18 protein-coding genes are annotated in these 22,334 nt (G+C 34.5%); 7 read left to right on the forward strand and 11 right to left on the reverse strand.

Features of this window, described 5'->3' with window-relative positions:
* Nucleotides 1-33 precede the first annotated feature (33 nt).
* From IPM51_04355 to ruvB, 7 genes are all read right to left on the reverse strand, one after another.
* Nucleotides 34-525 carry a low molecular weight phosphotyrosine protein phosphatase gene (locus IPM51_04355; protein MBK9283533.1) on the reverse strand — a complete coding sequence of 164 codons (492 nt, stop codon included), beginning with the start codon at nucleotides 523-525 and terminating at the stop codon, nucleotides 34-36.
* 1 nt (nucleotide 526) lies between these two features.
* Nucleotides 527-1,288 (reverse strand): methyltransferase domain-containing protein, encoded by a 762-nt coding sequence (locus tag IPM51_04360; protein MBK9283534.1) that lies wholly within the window; start codon nucleotides 1,286-1,288, stop codon nucleotides 527-529.
* Between the two features lie 30 nt (nucleotides 1,289-1,318).
* Nucleotides 1,319-2,785, reverse strand: a complete 1,467-nt coding sequence (locus IPM51_04365; GenBank protein MBK9283535.1) for a hypothetical protein — start codon at nucleotides 2,783-2,785, stop codon at nucleotides 1,319-1,321.
* Between the two features lie 2 nt (nucleotides 2,786-2,787).
* Nucleotides 2,788-3,993, reverse strand: coding sequence for an ABC transporter ATP-binding protein (locus IPM51_04370; GenBank protein ID MBK9283536.1), 1,206 nt, complete (start codon nucleotides 3,991-3,993; stop codon nucleotides 2,788-2,790).
* 13 nt (nucleotides 3,994-4,006) lie between these two features.
* Complete coding sequence (locus IPM51_04375) at nucleotides 4,007-6,151, reverse strand: T9SS type A sorting domain-containing protein (protein MBK9283537.1); 2,145 nt, start codon at nucleotides 6,149-6,151, stop codon at nucleotides 4,007-4,009.
* A 116-nt stretch (nucleotides 6,152-6,267) separates the two neighbouring features.
* Nucleotides 6,268-6,717 carry a GNAT family N-acetyltransferase gene (locus IPM51_04380; protein MBK9283538.1) on the reverse strand — a complete coding sequence of 150 codons (450 nt, stop codon included), beginning with the start codon at nucleotides 6,715-6,717 and terminating at the stop codon, nucleotides 6,268-6,270.
* Between the two features lies 1 nt (nucleotide 6,718).
* Nucleotides 6,719-7,747: a Holliday junction branch migration DNA helicase RuvB gene (gene ruvB / locus IPM51_04385; protein MBK9283539.1), complete on the reverse strand. Its 1,029-nt coding sequence runs from the start codon at nucleotides 7,745-7,747 to the stop codon at nucleotides 6,719-6,721.
* A gap of 307 nt (nucleotides 7,748-8,054) precedes the next feature.
* Here ruvB and IPM51_04390 point away from each other — a divergent pair, with 307 nt between their 5' ends.
* On the forward strand, nucleotides 8,055-9,668 hold the full coding sequence (locus IPM51_04390) for a tetratricopeptide repeat protein (protein ID MBK9283540.1): 1,614 nt from the start codon (nucleotides 8,055-8,057) through the stop codon (nucleotides 9,666-9,668).
* A gap of 65 nt (nucleotides 9,669-9,733) precedes the next feature.
* Here the strand turns inward: IPM51_04390 and pnp are convergent, their stop codons facing one another.
* Together pnp and rpsO are read right to left on the reverse strand one after the other, a co-directional pair.
* Entirely contained in the window at nucleotides 9,734-11,866 is a 2,133-nt protein-coding gene (pnp, locus tag IPM51_04395) for a polyribonucleotide nucleotidyltransferase (GenBank protein ID MBK9283541.1), read from the reverse strand.
* A 133-nt stretch (nucleotides 11,867-11,999) separates the two neighbouring features.
* Entirely contained in the window at nucleotides 12,000-12,269 is a 270-nt protein-coding gene (rpsO, locus tag IPM51_04400) for a 30S ribosomal protein S15 (protein ID MBK9283542.1), read from the reverse strand.
* Between the two features lie 167 nt (nucleotides 12,270-12,436).
* Between rpsO and bioB the strand changes: the two genes are divergently transcribed.
* From bioB to bioA, 4 genes are read left to right on the forward strand one after another with little or no spacing between them, the layout of a single operon-like run.
* The gene (gene bioB, locus IPM51_04405; protein ID MBK9283543.1) at nucleotides 12,437-13,411 is read left to right on the forward strand and encodes a biotin synthase BioB; all 975 of its coding nucleotides are present in this window, start codon (nucleotides 12,437-12,439) and stop codon (nucleotides 13,409-13,411) included.
* Between the two features lie 5 nt (nucleotides 13,412-13,416).
* Entirely contained in the window at nucleotides 13,417-14,550 is a 1,134-nt protein-coding gene (locus IPM51_04410; protein MBK9283544.1) for a pyridoxal phosphate-dependent aminotransferase family protein, read from the forward strand.
* Nucleotides 14,543-15,160, forward strand: a complete 618-nt coding sequence (gene bioD / locus IPM51_04415) for a dethiobiotin synthase (GenBank protein ID MBK9283545.1) — start codon at nucleotides 14,543-14,545, stop codon at nucleotides 15,158-15,160. Before IPM51_04410 ends, bioD begins: the two co-directional genes overlap by 8 nt.
* Complete coding sequence (bioA, locus tag IPM51_04420) at nucleotides 15,157-16,428, forward strand: adenosylmethionine--8-amino-7-oxononanoate transaminase (protein ID MBK9283546.1); 1,272 nt, start codon at nucleotides 15,157-15,159, stop codon at nucleotides 16,426-16,428. The genes bioD and bioA overlap by 4 nt, the downstream gene beginning before the upstream one ends.
* A 21-nt stretch (nucleotides 16,429-16,449) precedes the next feature.
* Here the strand turns inward: bioA and IPM51_04425 are convergent, their stop codons facing one another.
* Nucleotides 16,450-17,064 (reverse strand): phosphatase PAP2 family protein, encoded by a 615-nt coding sequence (locus IPM51_04425; GenBank protein MBK9283547.1) that lies wholly within the window; start codon nucleotides 17,062-17,064, stop codon nucleotides 16,450-16,452.
* On the reverse strand, nucleotides 17,064-17,453 hold the full coding sequence (locus IPM51_04430) for a hypothetical protein (GenBank protein ID MBK9283548.1): 390 nt from the start codon (nucleotides 17,451-17,453) through the stop codon (nucleotides 17,064-17,066). The genes IPM51_04425 and IPM51_04430 overlap by 1 nt, the downstream gene beginning before the upstream one ends.
* A gap of 121 nt (nucleotides 17,454-17,574) precedes the next feature.
* On the opposite strand from IPM51_04430, the gene trxB reads away from it, so the two are divergent.
* A complete protein-coding gene (trxB, locus tag IPM51_04435; GenBank protein ID MBK9283549.1) occupies nucleotides 17,575-18,522 on the forward strand; it encodes a thioredoxin-disulfide reductase in 948 nt (315 codons plus the stop codon).
* 76 nt (nucleotides 18,523-18,598) lie between these two features.
* On the forward strand, nucleotides 18,599-22,333 hold the full coding sequence (locus IPM51_04440) for a TraB/GumN family protein (protein MBK9283550.1): 3,735 nt from the start codon (nucleotides 18,599-18,601) through the stop codon (nucleotides 22,331-22,333).
* Nucleotide 22,334 lies beyond the last annotated feature (1 nt).

Consider the following 22,334-nt stretch of genomic DNA (forward strand, 5'->3'; position numbering starts at 1 on the left):
ATTTGAGCAAGCAAGTTAATTAAAATAGTCGAATCAAAAAGACTTTTGGTGAATAAGAGGCCTCTTGTTTTTTATTCTTTCTGTTAAGATTTCACAACATCTCAACACCAATTGAAATACAGCTTCAAAGTCTTGTGCTGTGCCATAGTATGGATCCGGTACTTTTTGAGCGCTATTATCGTGCAGTAAATCTGTTAATAAAGCTATTTGGGCCTTATTAATCTTATTGTTCATTAGATCAGCTATATTTGTTAAATTGCTTTGATCCATTGCGAATATAAAATCAAATTCATCAAAATCACTTTCAACAAATTGCCTGGCTACCAATTGCGATAAGTCGACTCCGTTTTTTTTGGCATTTTTAATTGTTCTTGGGTCAGGCGCTTCTCCTATATGAAATGATGAGGTTCCGGCTGAATCAATCTGAATGTTCAAATTATGCTTTTGTTTTAGATCTAACATTATACCTTCCGCCAACGGCGATCGACAAATATTTCCTAAACAAACAAAAAGAATTTTATGCATTTTATTTTCTGCAAAAATAAATCATTTCACCTTTGGGTAACCTGTAGCGATCGATAAGTTTTTCACCCAAAGTATTTACATAATCATCTACAATAACTTGAAAACCGGCCTGGGTCAATTTATCTTTATAATCCAACCCAAACAAGCGTAAATGGTCTTTTTGCCAATAATGCTTTTCGCGATCTGCTTCAGTAATAATGTTTTTATCTTCCAACGTAGTTTCCCGTGTTGCGTCTAGCGGGACCTGAAAAATACCCCAACCCCCGGGCCTCATAATTCTATATAACTCGCGCATACATTGATTCGCGTCATTCACGTGTTCAAGTACATGATTACAAAAAATAACATCAAAGGTATTATCTTTAAAAGGTGCACTATGTAAATCAAAATGTATATCGGCAATAGGGCTATTATAATCGCCGGTAGTGTAATCCAGATTTTCCATTTTCCGGAAGATCTTATAAAAGCATTGTTCCGGTGCAATATGAAGCACTTTATGTTTGGCAGTGAAAAAATTGGTTTTATCTTTTAAATAAAGCCACAATAGTCTGTGTCGTTCTAAAGAAAGACTACCCGGACATAAAACGTTTTTCCGTTTTGCTCTGCCTCCGTATCCGTAGGGCAAAAATTTTCTATAGGTTTTGCCCGATATGGGGTCTTCATATCGCTTACCGTAATAAATAAATGGTGCAATTTTACTGAATATTAAACTCAGAGAAATCAGAATAGGGCGGGGGATTGTACGTAAAAGAAAGTGAAACACGGCTAATTTAAAGCTGTAAAGATATAGTTTTTAAGTTTTACTCGGTAAGGAAAGTTGTTTTACAAATAATTTTTTAAATATTGGTAGGAAGGAAATAAATATAATTATACCACTGTATTTCATGATGCTCATCCATCTATCGTATTCTTCTCTCCAATAGGAATCTAAATAGGATTGAAAGTAACTGTCTGTATTATGCACAGTAGGTATTTCCGATGCTTCAACCATTTTATAATTTAATGCATTGTTGTAATAATCATGATTATGAAAAATGTTTGTGTTATCGTGTATAAAGGAAAGCACCAGCAGGAAAATATAAATAATACTCACATAGGTGATTTGATTGAATAAATTGTAAAATGGTTTGTAAACCTGCTTTTGTTTCCAGTAATAAAAACAGGTGATTGCTGAAAATAAAAACAGTAACAATAATCCAATAGTAAATAGATTACCACGTTTAAAATAACCACCAAAAGATAGTAACTCAAATAGAATGAAAGTAATTAAAGGGTACAGCAGTAAAATGATTATTGTTAATAAAAACTGACGCCATTTGGTCATTTTAAAAAGCAATAAAAATGAAGTAATACTTAGGGTGAAATAAAAAATTGTCCAACGGTAATCAGCAGTGAAAATGAATAGTCTGTTGTATTTAGCTTCATATAAATTAGTAAAAACAGTAAGTAATTCGTATTGATAGCTTCCGTAATAATTCATCTCGTTAGCTTGTACTTTATTTTTCTTTATCAATTCCAAATACCGGTTCGCCATTTCCTCGGCTGTAAGATCCATTTTTACTTTATACTTATTGGCTACTGCCACAAACGCATTAATTTTGGATAATAAAATGCTTTTATCGTAAATGGGTTTATAAGCTTTTATTAATTGATGAGCCGTTTTGATTTCCGGAAAATTTAAAGAATCCCATTTGATGAAATAAGGGACAAAATAGGCAGTACCATTGGGATTTAATTTTTTCAAATTCACATATTGAACGGTATTGGTTGAATCGTACCACTCAAAATAAGTGTAAGAAGAATTAGCCAGATAGGGTTCATTCTCATTTAATGTATTTAAATCGCGAATGATTTCTTCTTTTTCAAACATGGAAGAAACACGTGCGTTTTGTATGAGCTCAAAGGGTACAGGGATTAATAAAATAAGTAAAATAATAGTGAAAACCAGGCTAAAGTTCAGATATTCATCAGTCCATTTATAATTTCCAAAATTCTTTTCTTTATTGAAAATAGCATAACGGTAAATCCAAAAACACATGATTATAATAGCCAGTACCGTTAATAAAAAGTACCATAATTCATGCTGAATATCTATTCTAATATCAATGGGTAATGCCAATCCAAACAATGCAGAACATAACATCAACAAAACAATATGCCAAACTGCAAGGTGTATTTTACTTATCCACAATACCGGATAATTAATCAATAATTTATCATTTAACTTTTTTAAAAAACCCGGTGTAATATTTTGAAACATGATTAAATATCTTTATGAAATAATTTACGGGTACTCTGACTTATATTACGGATATAGTTCAATTCAATTTTATTTTTATGCAGTATCTCCGTAAGAAAGTAAATTGTAATATCTGTTCCTGTGCTGATGATATAGGAAGTGCCGGCATTTTCAACATTAATATTCGGTAAATCCTTAAAGCAGGCGGTGAGTTGTTCTAAATTAAAATTGCCTGAAATTTCAAAACTATTGTGACTTCTTTCCAGGGCAAATAATTTTTGAGGCCCGTTGTAAATAGTTACGCCTTGTCTGATGAAAATAATATTATCGGCAATTTTTTCAATTTCGTGCAAATTTTGCGAACTTAAAATAATGCTCATGGGATGCGCTTCTGAAAGCGTAAAAAATTTTAAGTCCTGAAGAAACAACTGTTGGGCATTTATATCTAAATTAGACAAGGGTTCATCAAGAATTAATAATTCGGGTTTCCATAATAACATTTTAGCCAATTCGAACCTTAAACGGTATCCACTTGAAATCTCCGACCATTTTAAATCTCTGTATTTATCTAAGCCCAAACGATATAAAATATAATCGATTCTTTCATCATTGGCCTTGCCTTTTATGTTGTGAATGGTGGCGAAAAACCGCAAATTATCTAATAGTGTGCCTTGCCATTTAGGAATGCGTTGGGGAATAAAAGCTATTTTATTTTTGATCGCATACCAATCGTTAGCATTCACATTTAATTTTGGAAAATCAATTTTTCCTGAATCCGTACTTAGTTCTCCGGCTAAAATTCTAAGTAATGTAGTTTTTCCATTACCGTTTTCGCCTACAACGCCGGTTATTTCTCCTGATTTTAAGGTTAAGTCTATGGGTTGTAAATAAAAAGGATTTCTTCCTTGTGTAAATTGCTTAGAGATGGATTCGGCATTTAAAATTGCTTCTTCAGTTCTGTGTCCTTGTTTCTGCGTGAAGGACCCGGATTTAAATTGATTAAGAATTTCATTTGCATGATGGTTAATGTCGGATTTAGTTTTTTCACTCTGTTCTCCTAATTCTATGGTCAGATAATTTTTCCGAATATCAAAAATTTTATTTTTACTCTCCTCGTCCAGCTCAAACTCTTCACTTAAATCCATTAATCTTCTGCTTAATAAACTATGGTCACCATAAAGTACACCACTTTCAATTTCCTGAACGAATTTATCTCTCAAAAGATTCATGTTTGCTTGTTTGTTATTTAAGAATAGTAAACTTTTTACGCATTATTTTGTGTTGAGAATAATATTCAATCAGATAAAGCCCTTCAGGTAAATTCAATTGCATATTTTTCAAAGTAACTTCATCCGAACTTTCATAAACAACCGAGCCATTAAGATTGAAGATTTTCAATTTAACGAATTCTTCAGAATGTGTTATTAGGCTAAAGTTTCCATTATTTGGATTTGGGTAAATGATTAATTTTTCAGAATCCAATTTTAAAGTTGATATTCCATTACAAATAACAACAGACTGTGTGAACTGCGCGGAAATTGAACAGCCAGTAACGCCGCTGGCATTTAAGGTATAAACAGTGGTTACCGTAGGCGTTACCTGAATACTTGCTGTATTGGCGCCGGTATTCCAAGTATAAGTAGAGGCGCCCGAAGAAACGATAACGGCAGATTGTCCTAAACATAATAAGGTTGAAGTAGAGCCAATGGTTAAGCTTGGTAGAGCATTTACTTGTACAGTATAGTTTTCTGCAGGTGAAATGCCACAGGCGTTATTGGCAACTACACTCATAGTACCACCGGGCGAACTAACAATTGCACTAATTGCATTAAGCGTTTGTGTTGATGTCCAACCAAGGGGCAGATTAAAACTATAAGAAGTAGCTCCTACAACTAAAGGTGTAGAGAATATTAAAGTATCACCTGAGCAAGCAACAGTATTGCCACTTATTGAACTGGGTTTTACCGGCACTTGACAATATTTAGCCGCAAATGCATCAATACTTCCGCTTGAAGTTAGAATGGCATTTCCCGGGCTGAAATCAAAATCAGGAGAGTTACTGAATTCACCGGCTAGATGAACATTGTAGTTATTATCAATTAAAAGCGCATTTCCAACACTGTTGTTACTACCAACCACAGAATTGGCGCTAGTAAAATTACCATTGCCGTCAACTTTTGAAATAAATAAATTAGTTCCACTCGGATTGATGTTGAAAGTACCCACTCCGGCATCAAAATCAGTTAATGCAGAAAATGAGCCTGTGAGATAAACAAAATCTGTGGCATCGCTGGCTATGCTATTGGCAAGGATTGGTGCAGATGAACTTAGCATTTGCCCCCAGGCAAAATTGCCCATATTATCTAGTTTAGAAACATAAACATTAAAGGCGACTCCGGAAAGTGTGAATGTGGAGGGACTCGGATCCATATCAATTATGCCTGAAAAAATACCGGTACTTAATATATTACCTGTATTATCCAAACTTATATTTTTGGCGATATCATCACTAGTGCCACCTATTTGTTCTGAAAATAAAAAATTCCCTAACTGATCAAATTTTAAAATGTAAGCATCTAAGCCACCAAATGATGTAAGTGTGGCTGTGCCGGGACTTGGATCAAAATCCACTGTTCCCGCAAAGGAACCGGTAGTGTATACATTCCCATTATTATCAGTTGAAATAGCAATACCCTCATCATTTCCACTATCTCCGTATCCGGAAACCCAATTTAAATTACCTGAGGTGGTTAAACTGCAAATAAATGCATCCTGCAAACCGTTAGAAGCAATGTTGGTAGTGCCCGGGCTAGGATCAAAGTCAGTTGTGCCGTTATGGATACCTGTACAAACCACATTTCCCAAAGGATCGCAGCTTAAGTCATAAACAACTGATGAAACGGAAGAAATGAAATTTCCTGCCCAAACAAAATTACCGGAGGAACTATATTTGGCTACAAAGCCACTTAATCCGGTGCCCGCATCCAGTGTGGTAGTAGCGGGACCTTGATCAAAATCAACTACGCCCGAAAAGCTTCCTCCTAAGTAAATATTTCCATTTCCGTCTTGTGCAATGGAATAAGCCACATCATTTCCGAAATTTCCAATGCTGAATCCCCAAACTAAATTTCCGCTGCTGTTTAATTTCACAACAAAAAAATCGGACATACCTGCTGAGGTGATGGTTAACGTACCGGGTCCCGGATCTAAATCCACGGTTCCTTCAAAATAACCTGTGATGTAAACGTCTCCATTTGAATTTACGGCATTAGCTTTAGCGCTAACATTATTTAAACTTCCGAATTGTTTGGCCCATTGTAAATTTTGTGAGAAATAAAATGGATTAAAGAAACAAGAGAAAATAAAAAGTAATGTGATTTTTTTCATGATAAAATGTAATTAAAAAGTAAAATAAAATGCGAATTGTTTAAATGCTTAAGAATAAACCCTAGCAATTAAATTATCCTATACAAAGATATAATTTCAGATGAGAATGCCAATTTTTACGATATTTTTTTATATCGCATTTGTATATGTGGGATGTTATCCTCAAGATATTCAATTCCTTCAGGTTTGAATTGCAGATCGGAGTAAAACCTTTCTAAATATTTTTGCGCGGAAATCACAATTTCATTTACTTTAAATTTTTGCAAAGTGGTATCCATACTTTTTTGCATGAGTAATTTTCCAAAATTCTTTCCTCTGACTGATTTTGAAACTACGACGCGACCAATGGCAGCTTCGGGATAAGAAAGCCCGGGAGCAAGAATACGAGCGTATGCAATTAGTTTGTTATTTAAAAAACCTAATACATGCAGCGCATTTAAATCTTTATCATCCATATCCTGATATGCGCAATTTTGTTCAACCACAAAAATTTCACTTCTTAACTGCAATAATTTATAAAGTGTTTCGGAGTCAAGTTCATTAAACCTGTATACAGAAAAAATAATTTCAGAATTCAAATAAACCTCCGTTTTTTCCAAATGGGTTTTTACCTAAATGTTTATATGCAAGCTCTGTGGCTTCGCGGCCTCTTGGAGTGCGATGTAAATAACCTTCCTGCACTAAAAAAGGTTCATATACTTCCTCGATAGTTCCGGATTCTTCACCAACGGCAGAACTAATGTTGTTTATTCCGACCGGACCGCCTTTAAATTTATCAATGATGCAATTTAAGATTCTAAGATCCATTTCATCTAATCCATTTTTATCTACATTCAAGGCTTTTAATGCATAGGTGGCAATTTCTAAGTCAATACTCCCATTACCTTTTATTTGCGCAAAATCCCTTACCCGTCTTAATAAAGAATTTGCTATTCGTGGTGTACCGCGACTTCTTCTTGCAATTTCAAATGATGCGGTTTCATCAATACCAATATTTAATATTTCAGCACTACGCTCCACAATACCGGTTAATATTTTAGAATTGTAATAATTTAAACGACTGTTTATTCCGAATCTGGCTCGGAGTGGAGAGGTGAGAAGTCCGCTTCTTGTTGTAGCTCCAACTAAAGTAAACGGATTTAATTTGATTTGAACCGTTCTTGCGTTAGGTCCGCTATCAATCATGATATCTATTTTATAATCCTCCATGGCAGAGTAGAGGTATTCTTCTACAATGGGACTCAATCGGTGAATTTCATCAATAAATAAAACATCAAAGGGTTCTAAGTTGGTTAACATGCCTGCTAAATCACCGGGTTTATCTAAAACGGGGCCGCTAGTTACTTTTAAATTAACACCAAGATCGTTTGCAATAATATGAGCCAAGGTAGTTTTACCTAAACCCGGAGGTCCATGTAACAAAACATGATCAAGTGCTTCATCTCTTTTTTTGGCCGCCGCCACAAATACCCGCAAATTATCAACTACTGAATCCTGTCCGCTAAACTCATCAAAAAGTTTAGGACGTAATGCTTTTTCCACTTCCCGTTCTGTAGGATTAAGATTTTCTTCTGAAGGATCTAAATTAGGATTCACAAAGTAAAGATAATTGAAAAAGTGGCAGAGTCTTGCTATATTTTGTAGTATAAAATAAACTCAGGGAAAAATTCAGAGTTGAGCGTATTTTTATAAGGAGACTTGATATTAATGTATTTGAAAGGATAATTTTTTCTATTAGATTTATATTGTGAATCGCAAACTATTAATAACTGTTTTAGTTTATTCTCTATTTGTTTCTGCCGCACAAAATGTTTCTGAAATCCAATTGAGTAAATCGGTCGATTCTCTAAAAATGCTGTTGTTTAACAATACTCATGATACTGTTAAAATAAACACATTGCTTATGCTCGGTGATCTTCAATATAATGAACACCCTGATACAGCTTGTTTTTTTTGGCGAGAAGCTATAAAACATGCAGAAAATTCATTGAAAAAATACAACAAAAAAGAAAGAATTTACAAATCTATTTCTTCTGTTTATGCCAGTGCCCTTAATAATGTTGGATATATTGAACAAAATAATGGTAATGTTAACCTGGCAAGAGAATATTATCAAAAGAGTTATGAAGTTCGCAAGGATATTGACGAAAATGACAAAATAGATGAATCATTAATTAACTTAGGTTTTACATTTCAATTGGAAGGAAATTATGAAAAAGCATTATCTAATTATTCTATGGCATTGGCAATTCAAGAAAAGGAAGGTGCCCTTGAAGACCAGGGGATTTCTTTAGGTAACATTGCGTGGTTGTTACAAACAAAGGGAAATATTCATGATGCTTTAATTGCTTATGAAAGAGCACTAGCAATTACAAAGCAAACAAAAAACAAATCCGGATGTGCATTGAATTTAAACAATATCGGATTTTTATATCAGAGCATTGGTAATATTGCTAAATCAATTGAGTATTATCAAGCCGCACTAAAAGAATATGAGTTATTGAATGATAAAAAAGGAATTTCATTATGTTTAAGTAACTTGGGCAACCTTTATCAATCACAAAATGATTTTGAAGCCGCATTTGAGTATTACACCAAAAGTTTAATGATAAGGAAACAGGCTAATGATTTTTTTGGAATAGCAGATTGTTACAATAATTTAGCAGGTTTATATAATTTTAGAAATATTACCGATTCAGCCATTTATTTTCAGAAAGAGGCATTAAAAATTTACGAATCGTTAAATGATCAAAGAAGAATTTCATTCGCGCTTTATAATTTGGGCGTTTCTTACTATAATTTAGGGAACTTTGAGTTATCGGACAAGTTTTACAAAAATAGTCTTTCTATTCGTGAAAAGATTGATGATAAATCTGGAATGACTCAGTGTTACTTGAAAATAGCTGAAATTCTTATGAAAAGAAAGGATTATTTACTTGCTGAGAGTCTTACCTATAAAGGATTTCTACTTGCAAAAAAAATAGGATATCCCGAAAAAATTTGCAGCGCATCAAGGCAGTTATATAAAATAAATTTAGTAAAAGGAAATGCAAAAAATGCATTGACGTATTTCGAAATTTACATTCAAATGCGCGATAGCATGAATAATGAATCCACTCGAAAGGCTTCAATAAAATCTCAACTCAAATACGAATATGAAAAACAAGCAGCTGCAGATTCTGTAGCACATGCAAAAGAGCGTGAAGTGAAGAATGCAGAACTAGCCAAACAAAGTGCAGAAATAAAAGCTAAGAAAAATCAGCAGTACGCTTTATTTGGAGGGTTGGGATTAGTAATGATCTTTGCAGGCTTTATGTTCAACCGATTTAAGGTTACACAAAAACAAAAAACAATCATTGAAAATCAAAAGCTTGTGGTGGAAAGTCAAAAGCATTTGGTAGAAGAAAAGCAAAAAGAAATTCTGGATTCTATACACTACGCGCGTAGAATACAAATGGCCCAGATTCCAAGCGAAAAAAGAGTAGCTAATATTTTGAATAAATTATATGAAAATTAGTAGTCTTTAATCTAAATCACAAAAAAACCCGAGTGTTAGTCGGGTTTTTAATTCTATGAATTATTTTAATCCTTTTTTGCCTCTTCGGGTTTAGGGAGTAAAATTTTTCTACTCAGTTTTATTTTTTTAGTTTTTGGATCATCACCAACGTACTGCACTTTTACGATATCTCCTTCTTTTAGTAAACCTTCAAAGGAGTCAACACGCTTCCAATCATATTCGCTGATGTGAAGTAATCCATCTTTACCCGGTAGTATTTCAACAAATGCACCATAAGGCATAATTGATTTTACTTTGGCATCATAAATAGTACCTACTTCCGGAATAGCAACAATACCTCTAATCTTATTCATGGCTGCTGTTACTTCATCCTTATTGGTTCCAAACACTTCCACAATGCCGGTTTTACCTTCTTCAGTAATAATAATTGTAGTATTGGTGGATTTTTGCATTTCCTGAATTACTTTACCACCCGGACCAATTACTGCGCCAATAAACTCACCGGGAATTACCATTTTTTCAAATCGTGGTGCGTGTGGTTTATAATCTGCTCTTGGTTGATCTAGGGCTTTTAGCATTTCATTCATAATATGTAAACGACCTTGTTTGGCTTGTTCCATTGCTTTAGCCATTACCTCATAAGGTAATCCGTTTACTTTTAAATCCATTTGTACGGCTGTAATACCATCTTTTGTGCCACAAACTTTAAAGTCCATGTCACCTAAGTGATCTTCATCTCCTAAAATATCAGATAAGATTGCATAATTACCTTTATCATCCGTAATTAATCCCATGGCAATACCGGCTACAGGTTTTTTAATTTGTATACCTGCATCCATCATAGCTAATGTTCCGGCACAAACGGTTGCCATACTCGATGAACCATTACTTTCTAAAATATCACTTACAATACGAATGCTGTATCCGGTATCAGTTGGTACTACTTTTTTCAAAGCACGGTTAGCTAAATTTCCATGACCAACTTCTCTACGCCCTGGCCCTCTATTTGGTTTTGCTTCACCGGTGCTAAACCCGGGGAAATTGTAATGTAAAATAAATCTTTCTTCACCATCATAAAAAGCGCCATCAATTTTCATGGCATCTTTAGGTGTACCTAAAGTAACCGTAGTTAATGATTGAGTTTCTCCTCTGGTAAATACTGCACTTCCGTGTGGAGAAGGTAAGTAATTTACTTCAGCCCAAATCGGACGGATATCTGTGGTTTTTCGGCCGTCCAATCTTACTTTTTCATCCAAGGCTAATCTCCTTACCGCATCGTATTCAACATGGTGATAATATTTATTAATTAAACCTTCTTTTTCAGCTAATTCTTCTGCTGTAAATGTTTTTTTGTATTCTTCCAATACAGCTTTAAAATCTTCCTTGCGATTATTTTTATTGGCTTGTAATTTTTTAGCAACAGCATAAACTTTCTCGTAAGTATCTTTATGCACTTTTGCTTTTAATTCTTCATCATTAACCTCATGACAATATTCTCTTTTCGGTTTAAGACCTGCTTTCACGGCAAATTCCTGAATTCCTTTGATATGACCTTTAATGGCGGTATGTGCAAACTGAATAGCTTCCAGCATTTCAGCTTCGCTAACTTCACTCATCTCGCCTTCAACCATTAATATATCGTTAGCACTTGCAGCTACAATCATATCAATTGTACTATTCACTAATTCTGACTTACCTGGGTTAAGACAAAGTTTCCCATTTATTTTACCCACGCGAACTTCGCTTATTGGTCCGTTAAACGGTATATCTGAAACGGCAACAGCGGCAGAAGCCGCTAACCCAACTAAAGCATCAGGCATGGTTTCACGATCACTTGAAATCAATGAAAGCATTAATTGCGTATCAGCATGATAATCTTCGGGAAAAAGTGGTCGCATGGCGCGATCAACAATACGTGAAATTAAAACTTCATAATCTGATAATTTGGCTTCTCTTCTGAAAAATCCTCCCGGAAAACGTCCTGCAGAAGCGTATTTTTCTTGATAATCTACGGTTAATGGTAAAAAATCAACTCCTTCTTTTGCGTCTTTGTTACTTACAATGGTAGCTAAAATCATAGTATCTCCTATTTTTAATACTACTGATCCATCGGCTTGTTTTGCTAATTTTCCTGTTTCCAGGCTTACAGTTCTCCCGTCTCCGAGATCAAAACTGTGTGTTGTTCCTATTTGTGACATTTGTTTTGTTTTGTGTTCCGGCCTTTCCGAAACGGTTTATATTATATAATTTATTCTCTTAATAAAAAAGGCATTTCGAACTGTAATTCGAAATGCCCCCTCTTACTATATCTTTTCCCTTTGTGTTTAGGGATTATTTACGGATATCCAAAGTTTTGATGATAGAACGGTAACGCTCTAAATCAGTTTTCTTTAAATAATCCAATAACGCACGGCGCTTACCTACTAAATTTAATAATGCACGTTGTGTACCAAAATCTTTTTTATTGTTCTTCAAATGACTTGTTAAATGATCAATACGATGTGTAAAAAGCGCAACCTGAGCCTCTGAACTTCCGGTGTTTTTCTCCGTTCCTGCGTATTTCTTAAAAATGTCTTTCTTTACTTGTGATGATAAATACATGTTTCTTCTTTTTAAATAAGGCATCAAATATACGGTTTTTGACCTAATCTGCAAAATTATTTTACCATCTTTAGCTTGGGCATCGGTATCATATTCAATTCTTTGGCTTTATTTTTTTTTGATAGTGTTTCATTATGCTTAAATTTGTTTCTTTAGCACACTAAATCATGAATCAGGAACTTACTAAGGAACAAATATTGGAGATTTACAACACGCCTTTGCTGGAATTGATTACCAAAGCCGCGGAGGTGCATAAAAAACACCACAAAACAGGTGAAGTTCAAATTAGTTCCCTGATATCTGTAAAAACAGGAGGTTGCCCCGAAGATTGCGCCTATTGCCCTCAGGCTGCGCGTTATAATACCGAGGTAAAAGTACATAAGTTGATGGGTGTTGAAGAGGTTAGTGTATGCGCAGATAATGCTAAAAAAGGAGGGGCAAGCCGTATGTGTTTAGGGGCTGCTTGGCGCGAAGTAAGAGATAATAAAGATTTTGAAAAAGTGCTGGATATGGTGAAAACCATTAATGCAAAAGGTATGGAAGTTTGTGCTACTTTGGGTATGGTAACAGAAGATCAGGCCAGAAAATTAGCCGAAGCCGGCTTATATGCATACAATCATAATATTGATACCTCGGAAGAGAATTATGAAAATATTATTTCTACCCGAACTTTTGAAGATAGAATTGGAACACTTAAAAATGTGCGTAAAGCCGGATTAACCGTTTGTTCGGGAGGAATTATTGGAATGGGAGAGAGCGTAGCGGATAGAATAGGTATGTTATATACTTTAAGTTTACTAAATCCGCAGCCCGAAAGTGTTCCTATTAATGCATTAGTGCCGGTTGATGGTACGCCGCTCGAAAATCAAAAACCTGTTCCGGTTTGGGATATGGTTAGAATGATTGCAACGGCAAGAATTGTACTTCCGAACTCAGCTGTTCGATTGAGTGCAGGTAGATTAGAAATGAGCATGGAAGGCCAGGCCTTATGTTTTTTAGCAGGCGCCAATTCCATTTTTGCAGGAGATAAATTATTAACCACACCAAATCCGGCCTATAATCAGGATATGGAAATGTTTTCTATATTAGGATTAACTCCCAAAAAGGCATTTAACGGTAAACCCGAGGTGCAAAACGCATAGTCATTATGAGGAAGGATTTGCCCTTTCATTTAATGAGTATGTTATCGGAACGGGAACATAAAGGCTTACTCCGTGAATTAAAAACAGATTTTCCTCCTATTGATTTTTGCAGTAACGATTATTTGGGTTTTTCGGTAACCGGAAAATTAAAAAATGCACTAGTACAATATCCCGATCAGGATATAAAATCCGGATCTACTGGTTCACGTCTAATTAGCGGCAATTCTTTGTTTGCCGAAAAGTTGGAAGCTAAAATTGCGGCTTATCATCAATCGGAAGCCGCTCTTATTTTTAATTCAGGGTACGATGCAAATCTGGCTTTATTTTCTTCCGTACCGCAAAAAAATGATGTGGTTTTGTATGATGAATTGATTCATGCTTCTATTCATGACGGAATTAGACTGAGTTATGCAAACCGTTATAAGTTTAAACACAATGATGTGCAGGAAGTGAAGGAATTGATTTTACGAAATAAAGATACCGCGTACAATATTTTTATTGCCGTTGAAAGTGTTTATTCAATGGATGGTGATTTAGCTCCCATAAAGGAACTTATCGAATTAAGTAATTTATTCAAAAACGTTTATTTGATTGTTGATGAAGCGCACGCCATTGGAGTTTTTGGTGAACAAGGAAGAGGATTATGTGCTGAACCGGTAATAGCCAACCAGTGTTTTGCGCGACTTTATACTTATGGTAAAGCCATGGGATGTCATGGTGCAGCAATTGTTTGTAATCAGGATTTAAAAAAATACCTCATTAATTTTGCCCGCTCATTTATTTACACCACTGCCTTACCGGCGCATTCATTAAGAACCATTGATGTCGCTTACAATTTAATATCTTCCAATAAAGATCAAGTGAAACTACAGGAAAATATTAATTACTTTAATTCTATTTCAGCGGATTTATTTGTAATTAAAAATCAAAGCGCTATACGTTGCCTGATTACCGGTTCAAATAAAAAGGCGGAGCAATTGGAAACTAAATTAGCAACCGAAGGTATTTATACCAAGGCTATAAAGAGTCCCACTGTAAAAGAAGGTACCGAACGTTTGCGTATTTGTATACATTCGTTTAATACCAAAGAAGAAATGGATAAGCTGGTTTCGGTTTTAAAAAAGAACAGAGTTGAATAAGTACTTTATAACAGGAATAGGAACAGGTGTGGGTAAAACTGTTGTGGCCGCTGCATTCACCGAAGCACTTAAGGCTGATTATTGGAAACCCGTACAATGTGGTTTGGAAGGAGGCAGCGATTCAAGTCGGGTAAAACAGTTTGTGAAAAATCAGGTTTCTGTTTTTCATCCAGAAACTTTTGTTTTTAATGAACCGGCTTCGCCACATTTAGCCGCCCTACTGGAAGCTAAAAAATTAAGTTCCGATCAGTTTATTCTTCCAAATACACAAAATAGCTTAATCATTGAGGGCGCAGGGGGATTGTTGGTTCCGTTGAATGAGCATAATTATGTGATTGATTTAGCTGCTGATTTTGATGCAGAAGTGGTTTTAGTTTGCGGCGATTATTTGGGATGTATTAATCATTCTTTATTGAGCATAGATTTTTTATTAAAGAACGATTTTAATTTAACGACTTTGGTATTAAACGGAAATTTTCATCCTGAAGTTAAAAAAGCAATTATTAATTACGCGGAAATCCCAAAGTTAATTGAGTTACCAAAGGTTGAACAAATCAATGAAGAGGTGATTGGAAATTTTGCAGGTCTAATCAAAAAGCAATTTAATTGAATTTAAGCGAAAAAGATAAAAAAAACATTTGGCATCCTTTTACTCATCAAAAGGATCGAGAAGATAATATTGTTATTATTAAGGGTGAAGGAGTTTATTTATATGATGAGCAAGATAAAAAGTATTTAGATGCAATCAGTTCATGGTGGGTAAATTTACATGGACATAATAATCCACATATCAATAAAAAAATTGTCGATCAGCTTTCTAAAATCGAGCATTTACTTTTTTCCGGTTTCACGCATGAACCTGCAATAATGTTAGCGGAAAAGCTATTGCAATTTCTTCCTGCTAATCAATCAAAAATATTTTATTCAGATAACGGATCTACTGCGGTGGAAGTGGCTATTAAAATGGTATTGCAGTATTGGAACAACAACAATAAAGCCAAAACAATTTTTTTGGCATTTGATGGCGCCTATCATGGTGATACTTTTGGTAGTATGAGTGTTGGTGCCCGAAATGTCTTTAATCAGGCATTTGATAAGTTACTTTTTGATGTAGTGCATTTGCCACTTCCTTCTCAAGCTAATATTGAAGAAATTAAAGCAAGTGTGAAACTTATTTCGAAATCAAATAAAGTAGCCGGATTTATTTTTGAACCTTTGGTGCAAGGCGCGGCAGGTATGAGAATGTATGAAGCTGAATATTTAGACCAAATCATATCCTTATGTAATGAAATGGATATTTTAACGATTGCAGATGAGGTGATGACCGGCTTTGGAAGAACAGGAAAGTTTTTAGCTAGCGATTATTTAGTGAACAAACCAGACATTCTTTGTTTGAGTAAAGGCTTAACCGCCGGATATATGCCTCTGGGAGTAACATCCTGCGCTGATAAAATTTTTCAGGCCTATGTTCAGGATGATAAAACTAAAACTTTTTTCCATGGACATAGTTATACGGCTAATCCATTAGCATGTGCGGCTGCTATTGCGGGAATGGAATTAATGGAAAATGAAGCAACGTGGGAAAAGATAAATTTAATCCACCGCATGCATACGGAATTTAAAAATCGAATTTCCCCACATAAAAAGCTTATAGATGTGCGAGTAATGGGTACTATTTTGGCATTAGAATTGAATACTCAGGAAAAATCTCACTATTTAAATGCAGCAGCTGATAAGATTAGCGATTATTTTATAGAAAGGGGTGTTATTTTACGACCACTTGGAAATGTTTTTTATGTTCTCCCTCCTTACGTCATAAACCGCGAAGAATTGGAATTTATTTATAAAAACATAATAGATTTTTTAAATAATGAATAAAACAGATTAACTATTTCATTCTTATTCAACGGCTGCAGAAATTTTCTTTTCTTTTTTCTTTTTAATCTTTTTATCAATTTGCCAAATCAATATTCCCGATCCTATGCCGATAATCGCGCCACCTAAAACATCGCTTGGATAATGCACACCTAAGCGCATGCGTGAATAACCCATCATTCCGGCATATAAATAGGCAGGTACGCTTACATACCATTTTTTATAAGTTAAACTCAGTGCCGTTGCAGTTGAAAAGGCTCCGGTGGTATGTCCGCTTGGAAAAGAATAGGGACCGGTTTCCTCTCTCTGTATGATTTCATTTGGAAATTCAGTGTATGGTCTGGTTCTGTTTATTGCATATTTTAGTCCTGTAGTTAAACCCAATGCTAATCCTATGCTTAATGCGCTTTTGTAAGCCTCACTTTTTAATTCTTTATTATTTGAAAAATGTCCGTGCGCCCAAATGCTAATACAGGTTACCGGCATAACCGGATAGACGGAAAATGAAACTCCTTTCATGCCTTGATCTAATCCGGTATTATTTCCATTGTTCATTTCTTTCAGCCAATGTAAATCGTAGTTTTGGCCCTGCTGAATCAATGTAAATAGTAACAATAATAAAATTAAACCTTTTCTCATTATATGTTAACTTGCATTTGTTGGTTTAGCCAGGTTAATGCCTTGTCTCGATCGTCAAAAAATTTGGTTTTAACGGCCGGTTTATTAATCTGAACAAATAAATTTCCTAAAATTTTTAGAACGGTTTGATTACTGCATAAAGCTAAGGCCGATACATGTTTACTGTATTCTTTGGAGGCCCCGGCCGATCTTGCTCCCGGAGTAGGGTTAAAAGCGCCTTCTGCTTCTGTCAGTACAAAAAATTTTTTACCGGGTAAATAATTCATTGATAAATTTCTGGAAAGCCAGATGTCATTTTCCGTTAAGCGACAGTCTTTTTTGATGAGAAATTCCACCAATGCATTTTCATGAACGTGCATCTTAAAGTTATCTTCATCGAAAGTCTTCATTTCATTGTAAATATAAGCAAAGTACATTTCTAAAAAACAATTCACAAAATGTTTAAAAATGTGAATTACTTTATAGGCTTATTTGAGTGCTTCTGTTAAATTTGCAACAAAGAAGATGAATATGGCGAACGCAGAACATGTAACTTGTTTAATTATCGGATCAGGGCCTGCCGGTTATACGGCCGCAATTTATGCTGCTCGTGCAGATTTAAAACCGGTTATGTATACCGGCTTAACTCCGGGTGGTCAATTAACGGAAACTACAGAAGTAGATAATTTCCCGGGATATCCTAAAGGTGTTACGGGTCCGGTTTTAATGGAAGATTTAAAATCACAAGCCGAACGTTTTGGTACGCAGGTTCGTTTTGGTATGGTTACAAAAGTGGATTTAAAATCGAATCCTAAACGTGCATGGGTAGATGATACTATTGAGATCACAGCCGATGCTGTTATTATTTCTACAGGCGCAAGTGCAAAGTGGTTAGGTCTTGATTCTGAATACAGATTGCGCACCAATGCAGGTGGAGTAAGTGCATGTGCAGTTTGCGACGGTTTCTTTTTTAAAGGGCAAGATGTGGCTATAGTAGGAGGCGGTGATACTGCTGCTGAAGAAGCAACTTACTTGGCTAAACTTTGCAAAAAAGTGTATATGATTGTTAGACGGGATGAAATGAAGGCAAGTAAAGCAATGCAACATCGAGTGAAAAATACATCCAATATCGAAATTTTATGGAACTCGGAAACAAAAGAAATTTTGGGACAAGAATTAGTTGAAGGAGCTATTGTTACTAATAAAAAGACAGGTGAAGACCGAAAGTTAGATGTTAAGGGCTTTTTTGTGGCTATTGGACATAAACCAAATACTGAAGTATTTAAAGGCCAATTAAACCTTGACGAGATGGGATATATTCAAGTAAAGCCGGGAACAACTAAAACCAATATAGAAGGAGTTTTTGCAGTGGGCGACTGTGCTGATAAAGTTTATCGCCAGGCTGTAACTGCTGCCGGTACAGGTTGCATGGGTGCTTTGGATGCTGAAAGATATTTAGCCATGGCTGAAGTACATTAAAAAAGCACATTTATTCAGCGCGCGCATTAACTCAATTTGTTCATTAATTTGAAATGAACTTTTATACATTTATTCATTGAGAATTATTTTCATATTTTTTCTTTTGCCGGTATTTTTTACAGCGCAAAATAAATATCCGACATTATTATGGAAAATTTCAGGTAAGGGGCTCAATAAACCGTCGTATTTGTACGGAACCATGCATGTCAGTAACAGAGTGGCGTATCATCTTTCCGAAGAATTTTTCAATGCACTTCAAAGTGTAGATGTGGTAGGTTTAGAAACTAATCCCGGAGACTGGATGGATAACATGGAAAAAACCGGTGAGTTGAAACAAGAAACTGTTTTTTCTAATTCCTATTTGCAACAACGTGATTTTTACGGTTCTGTTTTTGATGCTAAATTACCCGACAAAAAACTATTACAAAATTTAATTAGTTATGATCCTGATTTAATAAATGGCCTACTTTACAGAAGAAACGGCGGTAAAGAAAATTTTGAGGAAAATACGTATATCGATTTATTTATTTTTCAAGCTGCCTCAAAACTGGGTAAAAAAGTAATTAGTTTGGAAGATTTCATTCAGGCTGAAATTCATTCGCGATTAGCTTCGTTACCCGATGATGAAACAGAGGAGGAATACGGAAGTAGAAACAATATATTTATCCCATTTTCTAAAATTGAAGATGCTTACCGTACCGGTAACTTAGATTTATTGGATAGCTTAAGCAAAAAAGGAAATTCAAAAAACAACCAAACGTACTTAATAAATAGAAGAAATGTGTTTTTTGTAAATACAATTGATTCTGTTTTGCAAAAAAATACCATTTTCAGTGGAGTAGGCGCAGCACATTTACCCGGTGAAGAAGGCGTGATTGAATTACTTAGAAAAAAAGGATATACCTTGGAACCTGTATTTCCGAAAAATAATTCAAAAGCTGATAAAACTAGAGATGAAATAGAGGCTATGCGAAAGCCGGTTACTTTTGTAAAGCAATTGGTAACCGATTCAGTTTTTTCAGTTGCAGTTCCCGGTAAATTGTATAGTGTGGTTGATTTAGAAAATATTAAGTACAAAGTGTTTGCCGATATGGTGAATGGAAGTTTTTATTCAGTTGTACGATTAAAATACAGCGGACCTTTATTTAATATGAATGCATCGGCTATGCAAGCCAAAATGGATAGTTTACTTTTTGAGAATATTCCGGGTAAAATAATTTCTAAAAAAGAAATTACATCCAATAATGGATTTAAAGGGATTGAAGTAATCAATAAAACGCGAACCGGCGATATGCAGCACTATCAATTCTTCTTCACCGATTTTGATATTACTTTGTTTAAAATGGGAGGAAAAGGTGATTATGCTATCGGACCTGATGCAACTAGCTTTTTCTCTTCCATACATTTCCATCCAAAAAAAGAAGAGAAAATATTATTTACTCCTAAAACAAAAGGTTTTGAAGTACAGATTCCTAAAAATCATTCCTACTTAAAAAATAGCGGAGTTAGTTCTGTGGGTTTGGTAGAAGATGTTCATGCCTATGCTAAAGCCAATAGCACTTATTTCGGAATTAAACATGCCGTATACAACGATTTTGATTATATTGAAGAGGATACATTCGAATTAAATATTCTTTCAAGTAAAGTATTAAAATCATACGAATTTGAAGAAAATATTAAAAAAGAATTAATAAAACATCAGAATTTACCGGCTATCCAATTTAGCGGACAACATAAAAACGGTAAAATTTTAAATGGAAAAATAATCATTAAAGGAGTTCATTATTATTTGTTTTTTACCGTAAATGAGTTAAACACGCAAATGGATCAATCTTTTTTTGAATCCATTAAATTAACTCCAATTGTAAGCACAGAAATAATTAAGGAGATAGAAGATAAAGATTTTTATTTTAAAGCTACTGACGAAGTGAGCGATAATGCTTCCACTCGATTTAATGAACTGTATAGGCAAGTGTATGAAAAAGAAATGGGGCATTTAAAAAAGAAAAAAGAAAAGAAAAAGGATATTTATGATTACGACTATCGAACCGAACGCAAAGCCTATTACTCCCCAAGTAGTAATGAATACGTAAATATTGTTTACGAAAAATTTAATAATTACGATTATAAATCCAATGATGAGTTTGTAGAACTTTTAGAGAAAAACTTAAAGGGATTACATTCTATTTATCCGTCCAATACCATTAAAAAGTATCATGACGGCGGTATTTTCACTTACCGAACTAATTTAAAAGATACTGCATCCAGCAGAGCAATTGCTTTTAAAATGTTGATCAAAAACGGAATGCGATATGAGGTGAGTACTACCTACGATACAATAATTGGATTAGAAGGTTGGTCTAAAGGTTTTTTTGAATCCTTTCGATTAACGGATACAGTTATTGGATTAGATATTATTAGAATTAAATTTGACCTATTAGTAAATGATTTATTAAGCTCAGATACTATAAAAAGAAGAGAAGCAAATCATTCTGTTCAACGTTCAATAAACATGCATAAATTTTTTGCACTTGGTTTTATTGAATTATTATCCAACCCCCGTTTTAATGAAATCAACGAAGATAGCCGGGCGCAATTATTGGTTAACGGAGGAACATTAGAAACGGAAAAAATCATTGAACCTTATAAAAAATTGTACCAACAGTATACCGATAGCTTTTATTTGCAATTGAGTTTATTAAAAGGGTTGGCGTATTTAAAAACCCAAAAGTCTTATGATGCATTTTATGAACTCCTTAGAAATGATGCTCCATTAGTTGGACAAGAAAGTATTATTTCAGATGTATTTCAGGTGTTAAATGATAGTTTAGAATTGTGTAAAAAGTTTTTTCCAAGCATGTTAACTTTAACCCGTTATGAGGAATACAGGAATCCGGTATATTCCTTATTAGCTCAATTAATCGAAAAAGAATTGGTTAATCCTAAAGTAATTTCAGCACGTAAAGATGATATTTTGGCCGATGCACACCTCACTCAAAAAAGATATAATCCCGGTGTGAAAAATATACCCGGTAACATAAAAGCTTTTGAAAATTTGGATAAAGCTAGCAGAGAAATAGCTGAAGTTTTGGCTTTAAACTTAGAAGGGCTTGCCAATAATTCTATTTTTCAAAATACTTCTTTTTTAAAAAACTTGGATGCTGTTTCGCGCCATGAATTGGTTAATTATGCCGTAATTCTAATGCCATTTTATAAATCTGATGAGCGAATAAGGCAATACTTTAATCGATTGGATAAAATTAAATCACAGCATATTAATATGCCTATTGTAATATTGAAACATGAAAATAAAATACAGGGTACTGATACCTTATTTAATTATTATTGTACCAATCTGGCAACGCGGGCTTATTTTTACAGTGAACTCGAAAAAAGGAAAATCGATTATAAGTTTTTAAAGCGTTATAAAAATCAAGAAAGCTTAAATCAAGCCGTAATTTCTATTCAACTTCAATTTGCGAAAATCTACTCATACGATAAAGATAAAAAGCAAATAGATTCCTTGTATCCAATTGAAAACATTCCAGCCATAAACAGATATCAAAAGGGAAAATTATATTTTTATAAAATCGGAAAAGAAAGGGGGGAGAAGGAAAAATGGGCCATAGCATTTGTTCAAAATTCAGATAAGGAATTAACTGTAGATGTAGATGTAATCAGTTTAAATTTTATACCCGATAAAACTAAAACGCAAACTGAAAATATGCAGCAAGCTGCTAGTGAATTTGCCCTCAGATTCAGAAAAAGGGTGTCGCAAAAGGCAAATGACCTTTCCTATTCTTCCTATTAAC

Source organism: Sphingobacteriaceae bacterium, assembly GCA_016715905.1.
In the GTDB taxonomy this organism is placed as follows: Bacteria; Bacteroidota; Bacteroidia; order B-17B0; family Aurantibacillaceae; genus Aurantibacillus.

Excerpts from the sequence above, each read along its gene's own strand:
- IPM51_04355 (MBK9283533.1), bottom strand. The coding sequence starts at position 525 with ATGCATAAAATTCTTTTTGTTTGTTTAGGAAATATTTGTCGATCGCCG.
- IPM51_04365 (MBK9283535.1), bottom strand. The coding sequence starts at position 2,785 with ATGTTTCAAAATATTACACCGGGTTTTTTAAAAAAGTTAAATGATAAA.
- IPM51_04370 (MBK9283536.1), bottom strand. The coding sequence starts at position 3,993 with ATGAATCTTTTGAGAGATAAATTCGTTCAGGAAATTGAAAGTGGTGTA.
- IPM51_04375 (MBK9283537.1), bottom strand. The coding sequence starts at position 6,151 with ATGAAAAAAATCACATTACTTTTTATTTTCTCTTGTTTCTTTAATCCA.
- IPM51_04390 (MBK9283540.1), top strand. The coding sequence starts at position 8,055 with ATGCTCGGTGATCTTCAATATAATGAACACCCTGATACAGCTTGTTTT.
- pnp (MBK9283541.1), bottom strand. The coding sequence starts at position 11,866 with ATGTCACAAATAGGAACAACACACAGTTTTGATCTCGGAGACGGGAGA.
- rpsO (MBK9283542.1), bottom strand. The coding sequence starts at position 12,269 with ATGTATTTATCATCACAAGTAAAGAAAGACATTTTTAAGAAATACGCA.
- bioB (MBK9283543.1), top strand. The coding sequence starts at position 12,437 with ATGAATCAGGAACTTACTAAGGAACAAATATTGGAGATTTACAACACG.
- IPM51_04410 (MBK9283544.1), top strand. The coding sequence starts at position 13,417 with ATGAGGAAGGATTTGCCCTTTCATTTAATGAGTATGTTATCGGAACGG.
- IPM51_04425 (MBK9283547.1), bottom strand. The coding sequence starts at position 17,064 with ATGAGAAAAGGTTTAATTTTATTATTGTTACTATTTACATTGATTCAG.
- IPM51_04430 (MBK9283548.1), bottom strand. The coding sequence starts at position 17,453 with ATGAAGACTTTCGATGAAGATAACTTTAAGATGCACGTTCATGAAAAT.
- trxB (MBK9283549.1), top strand. The coding sequence starts at position 17,575 with ATGGCGAACGCAGAACATGTAACTTGTTTAATTATCGGATCAGGGCCT.